At 72.5% G+C, this 4,869-nt stretch carries 5 protein-coding genes; all 5 read left to right on the top strand.

What is annotated here, in order from left to right:
- Nucleotides 1–319 (top strand): ADP-ribosylglycohydrolase family protein (locus tag R6V09_RS46055; protein WP_317887439.1); only part of this gene is annotated, 319 nt, incomplete at its 5' end.
- Nucleotides 316–1,581 carry an ADP-ribosylglycohydrolase family protein gene (locus R6V09_RS46060; protein ID WP_317887440.1) on the top strand — a complete coding sequence of 422 codons (1,266 nt, stop codon included), beginning with the start codon at nucleotides 316–318 and terminating at the stop codon, nucleotides 1,579–1,581. The genes R6V09_RS46055 and R6V09_RS46060, both read left to right, overlap by 4 nt.
- A gap of 8 nt (nucleotides 1,582–1,589) precedes the next feature.
- The gene (locus tag R6V09_RS46065; RefSeq protein WP_317887441.1) at nucleotides 1,590–2,756 is read left to right on the top strand and encodes an ADP-ribosylglycohydrolase family protein; all 1,167 of its coding nucleotides are present in this window, start codon (nucleotides 1,590–1,592) and stop codon (nucleotides 2,754–2,756) included.
- A complete protein-coding gene (locus R6V09_RS46070; RefSeq protein WP_317887442.1) occupies nucleotides 2,744–4,105 on the top strand; it encodes an ADP-ribosylglycohydrolase family protein in 1,362 nt (453 codons plus the stop codon). Before R6V09_RS46065 ends, R6V09_RS46070 begins: the two co-directional genes overlap by 13 nt.
- Nucleotides 4,102–4,869, top strand: a 768-nt coding sequence (locus R6V09_RS46075) for a ribokinase (RefSeq protein WP_317887443.1), incomplete at its 3' end; no start/stop codon positions are given. The genes R6V09_RS46070 and R6V09_RS46075, both read left to right, overlap by 4 nt.

The following is a 4,869-nucleotide window of genomic DNA, read 5'->3' on the forward strand; positions in this document are numbered from 1 at the left end:
GTACGCGGCGGCGGACGGCGACTTCGTGGAGTCCGTCCTCACGGCGGTGAACATGGGGCGCGACGCGGATACGACGGCGGCGGTGGCGGGCGCGCTGGCGGGCGCGACACGGGGCGCGTCCTCGATCCCGACGGACTGGGCATCGGCGATCGGCCCGGCACGCGGCAGCTGCCTACCGGCGATGGCCGGCCACCACGTCCTGGACATCGCGGAGTTGCTGATTCCGGGGGAGGGCGGCAAGTGGGGTACTGAGGGCGCCGTACGACGGAACCAGAGGGAGTTCGTGCTGGCGGCGGAAGAGGACGAGGTGCAGCTGTGAGACACCCTGACGCCGAAACTCACGACGAACGGCAGGCCGCCGACGGCGAATTCGCCCCACAGGGGCCACCCGCACCCGACGACGAAAGTTGTACGGGTGGTGCGGGTGGGAGCAGAAGGGCCGAGGGCGAAGCCGAGGCTGTTCACAAGGCCCGCCGCATCGAGGGGCTGCTGCTCGGCCTCGCCGCAGGTGATGCCGCCGGTTGGCCGGCCGCAAGGCACCGCGCCGCCCGCATGCCCGAGTGGACCCGCCGCCTCACCCGCGAGCTGGACACCTTCGCCGAGCAGAACGCGACCACGACACTCCCCGTCCCCATCGCCCTGAACCAACCCCCCGAGCCGCTACGACTTGGCCCCTCCGACGACGCCGAATGGGCAGCGTTCGCCGCAGAAGCCGTACTCCGAGCCGGCGACGACACAGTCCTGGGCGACCTCAGCCGAGAACGCCGAACCCGCGCCTCGATCGACCTCAGTTGGAACGCCGTAGCCAGCGAAGTAGCCGCAGCAGCGGACCGCGCCCCGGAGGTCGAGTCCGCCGTACTCCCCCTCCGCGCCCGCATCTCGGTCCGAGCAGGCCTCGGCAACCTCGCCGCCGGCCTCCGCCCACCCGCCACCGGCCACGACAACCCCCACTACTTCGACGACGCGGCGTGCATCAGGGCCTGCGTCCTCGCCGTAGCCCACCCCGGCGACCCCCAACGCGCCGCTGCCCTCGCCGAGTTCGACGCCCACTACACCCAGGACGGCGACGGAGTCCACGGCGCCAGAGCCATGGCGGCGGCCCTCGCACTCGCGCTCGTCGGCGCGGACGTGGACGAGTGCGTGGCAGCCGCCCTCGCCGAACTCCCCGAAGCCACCGAGATCGGCCGCAACGCCCGCCACGCACTGAAACTGGCCGAGGACAGCGACAACGCCTTCTCCCTCGTCCCCCTCCTGGAACACCAGATCGTCGACCACGTCTACAGCTACGGCATCGCCGCCGCCGAAACCGTCCCGGTCGCCCTCGCCCTCGCCACCGCCTCCCGCGGCCGTATCGCCGAAGCGGTCCCCGCCGCGGCCTGCCTCTCCCGCGTCGCCGACTCGGCACCGGCCCTCGCGGGCGCCCTCACCGGAGCACTGAGCGGCGGACAGGCGATCCCGGCAACCTGGCGGGACGCCTGCCGCACCCTCTCCGGCTGCGCCCTCCCCCGTCTCACCGGCACCGACCTCGTGGAACTCGCCGAACTCCTGGAAGCCACACAACCGCCCCCACCAGGAGGATGATTCGGTGCATGACGCCCAAAGAGCCAGAAAGCAGCCTTGAGGAGAAGATCACCGGAGCCCTCGTCGGCGCCGCGGTCGGCGACGCCCTCGGCGGCCCTGTCGAGGGCTACTCCCCCGACCAGATCCTCGAACGGCACGGCGGTCGCGTCCACGGCGTCGTCGGCCCCTGGAACGGCGACGCCTGGCGCACCGCCCGCCCCATCGCGCCGTACCACAAGGGCGACGGCCACGTCACCGACGACACCTTGATGACCCACGCGCTGGTACGGGTGTACGCGACTGTCCGCGACCACCTCGACGCGTACTCCGTCGCCGACCACCTCGTCCCCGACCTGATGCAAAACCCGCGCTGGATCCCGGAGTTGGAGGCCGAAGCCATCCCCCTCCAGCGCATCTTCCTCGCCGAGAAATGGCTGGCCACCCGCCTCCACTACGGCCACGTCGACCCCCGCGAGGCCGGCGTCGGCAACATCGTCAACTGCGGTGCCGCGATGTACATGGCGCCGGTCGGCCTGGTCAACGCGGCCCATCCGGCGGGCGCTTACGCCGAGGCCCTGGACATCGCGGGCGCACACCAGTCGTCGTACGGCCGTGAGGCGGCCGGTGTCTTCGCGGCGGCCGTCGCCGCGGCCTGCGTACCGGGCGCGACCCCGGACTCGGTGGTGGCCGCCTGCCTGTCCCTGGCGAAGGACGGCACGCGCACCGCCATCGAGAAGGTCTGCGAAGTGGCCGCCCGTTACTCGGACTTCGAGTCGGCGCTGGTTCCACTGCGGGAGGCCATCGCGCCGTACGACACGGTGGGCCCCGACTACCGTTCCCCGTCCCTGGACGCCCGCCGCCCCTCCCGCATCAAGGCGATCGAGGAACTCCCCATCGCCCTGGGCATGTTGGTGGTCTCCGGCGGCGACTACCGGCACGCGGTGCTGGGTTCGGTGAACTACGGCCGGGACTGCGACTCGATCGCGACGATGGCGGGCGCGGTGGCCGGTGCGCTCGGTTCGCCGGTTCCGCAGGACTGGTCGAAGACGGTCGCCGAGGCCAGCCGCCTGGACCTGTGGGAACCGGCGGCCACGCTCGCCCGGGTGGCGCGGGAGGTCTTCGCACAGGACGTCCGCCGACGCCGGGCCCACGAGGCGGCGTTCACCGAGATCGGAGGACTGCGGTGCTCCGACTGACCTGGGTCCAGCCGGAGGACCTGCTCGGCCACGAACTGCGCCAGGCCGTCCAGGACGGACGCGAGCCGTCGGCGATCGCGGCGCGCTGGCGGGCGGCGGGCGGTACGGAGGCACCGGCCCGGGCGGGCGCCTCGGACCAACCCGCCACCCGCTACCTCCGGTTGCTCGCCGAGGACCTGCTGGACGAACTGGCGGACCTGCCCAGCAGGTTGGCGGACCAGGAGCCCACGGACCTGACGAAGATCAGATCCCTGTGCCCCAACTGGCCTACCGCACAAGCCACTTCCCCACCCCGTCCGGCCACTCTTCAGGCCGCCTGGCTGGGCCGGGCCGTCGGCTGTCTCCTCGGCAAACCGGTCGAGAAGATCACCCTCGACGGCATCCGCCAACTCGCCCGGGCCACCGGCAACTGGCCCCTCGACTTCTACTTCACCGCCCGCGGTGTCCCCGCCGAACTCCTCGCCGCCCACCCCTGGAACCGCCGCTCCGCCCCCACCTCCCTCGCCGAGAACATCGACGGCATGCCCGAGGACGACGACCTCAACTACCCTCTGTTGAACCTCCTGTTGCTGCAGCGCCACGGCAAGGACTTCACCACCGCGGACGTGGCGAAGCTCTGGCTCGACGAACTCCCCGCGGGCCGCACCTTCACCGCCGAACGCGTCGCCTACCGCAATCTGCTGTCCGGCCTGGAACCCCCGCGAACGGCCCGCCACCGCAACCCGTTCCGCGAGTGGATCGGCGCCCTGATCCGCGCCGACGTGCACGGCTGGACCAACCCCGGCGACCCGGGCGCGGCGGCCGAGCAGGCCCACCGGGACGCCACCCTCACCCACACCGCGAACGGCGTCTACGCGGCGATGTTCACGGCGGCCGTCATCGCCACCGCGGCCACCGGCACCCATGACGTCCACGCCTGCCTGCGCACCGGCCTGACCGTCGTCCCGCCCGCCTCACGGCTCGCCAAGGCGATCCAGCACGCCCTCCAACTGGCCCGGAAACACCGGGACTTCGACGCCGTCGTGGACGAACTGCACACCACCCACGCGCGCACGCACCACTGGGTCCACGCGATCCCCAACACCGCCCTGATCGCCGCCGCCCTCACCCACGCGGACGGCGACTTCACCGGCTCCATCTGCCGTGCGGTGTCCGGCGGTTGGGACACGGACTCCAACGGCGCCACGGTCGGCTCCATCTCCGCCCTCCTCGCGGGCACCCCCGCCGCGCTCCCCGACCGCTGGACGACCCCGCTCAAGAACCGACTCGCCACCTCCGTAGGCGACTTCAACGGCATCGGCTTCGACACCCTCGCCCGGCTCACCCACCAGGAGACCGCCCGCCCATGACCCTCATCGCCGTGCTCGGCAGCACGAACATGGACCTCGTCGCCTACGTCACGAAGGCCCCGCAGCGCGGAGAGACCGTGACCGGACGGGAGTTCCGCACGATCCCCGGCGGCAAGGGCGCCAACCAGGCGATCGCCGCGGCCCACGCGGGCGCCGACGTCACCATCATCGGAGCGGTCGGCGACGACGCCTACGGCGCCCAACTCCGTTCCACGTTCGAGCTCCCCCACTCTCGACTTCGCTCGACCGGGGGGACCCCCATCGGCGTCGACACCGACCATCTGCGCACCGTCGAGGGCCCGTCCGGCACCGCGCACATCGTCGTGGACGACGAGGGCGGCAACGCGATCGTCGTCATCCCCGCCGCCAACTCCACCGTCGACCACCTCGCCCCCGGCGACGAGGCCCTCATCGCCTCCGCCGACGCCCTGCTCCTCCAGTTGGAGATCCCCCTCGCGGCAGTCGTCGCGGGCGCGGAGGCGGCCCGCCGCCACGGCGTCCGTACGATCCTCACCCCCGCCCCCGCGCAACCCCTCCCGCCCGAACTCCTCGCCGCCACCGACCTGTTGGTCCCCAACGAGCACGAGGCCACCGCCCTCACCGGACACACCGACCCACGCAAGGCGGCGGCGGCCCTGCTCGACCAGGTGCCCGAGGTGATCGTCACCCTGGGCGCGGCGGGGAGTCTGTACGCGGCCCGGGGCGCCGAGCCGTTCAGCGTCCCCGCACCCCAAGTGACCGCCGTGGACTCGACGGGCGCGGGC

The organism is Streptomyces sp. W16, assembly GCF_033194735.1.
Classification (GTDB): Bacteria; Actinomycetota; Actinomycetes; order Streptomycetales; family Streptomycetaceae; genus Streptomyces.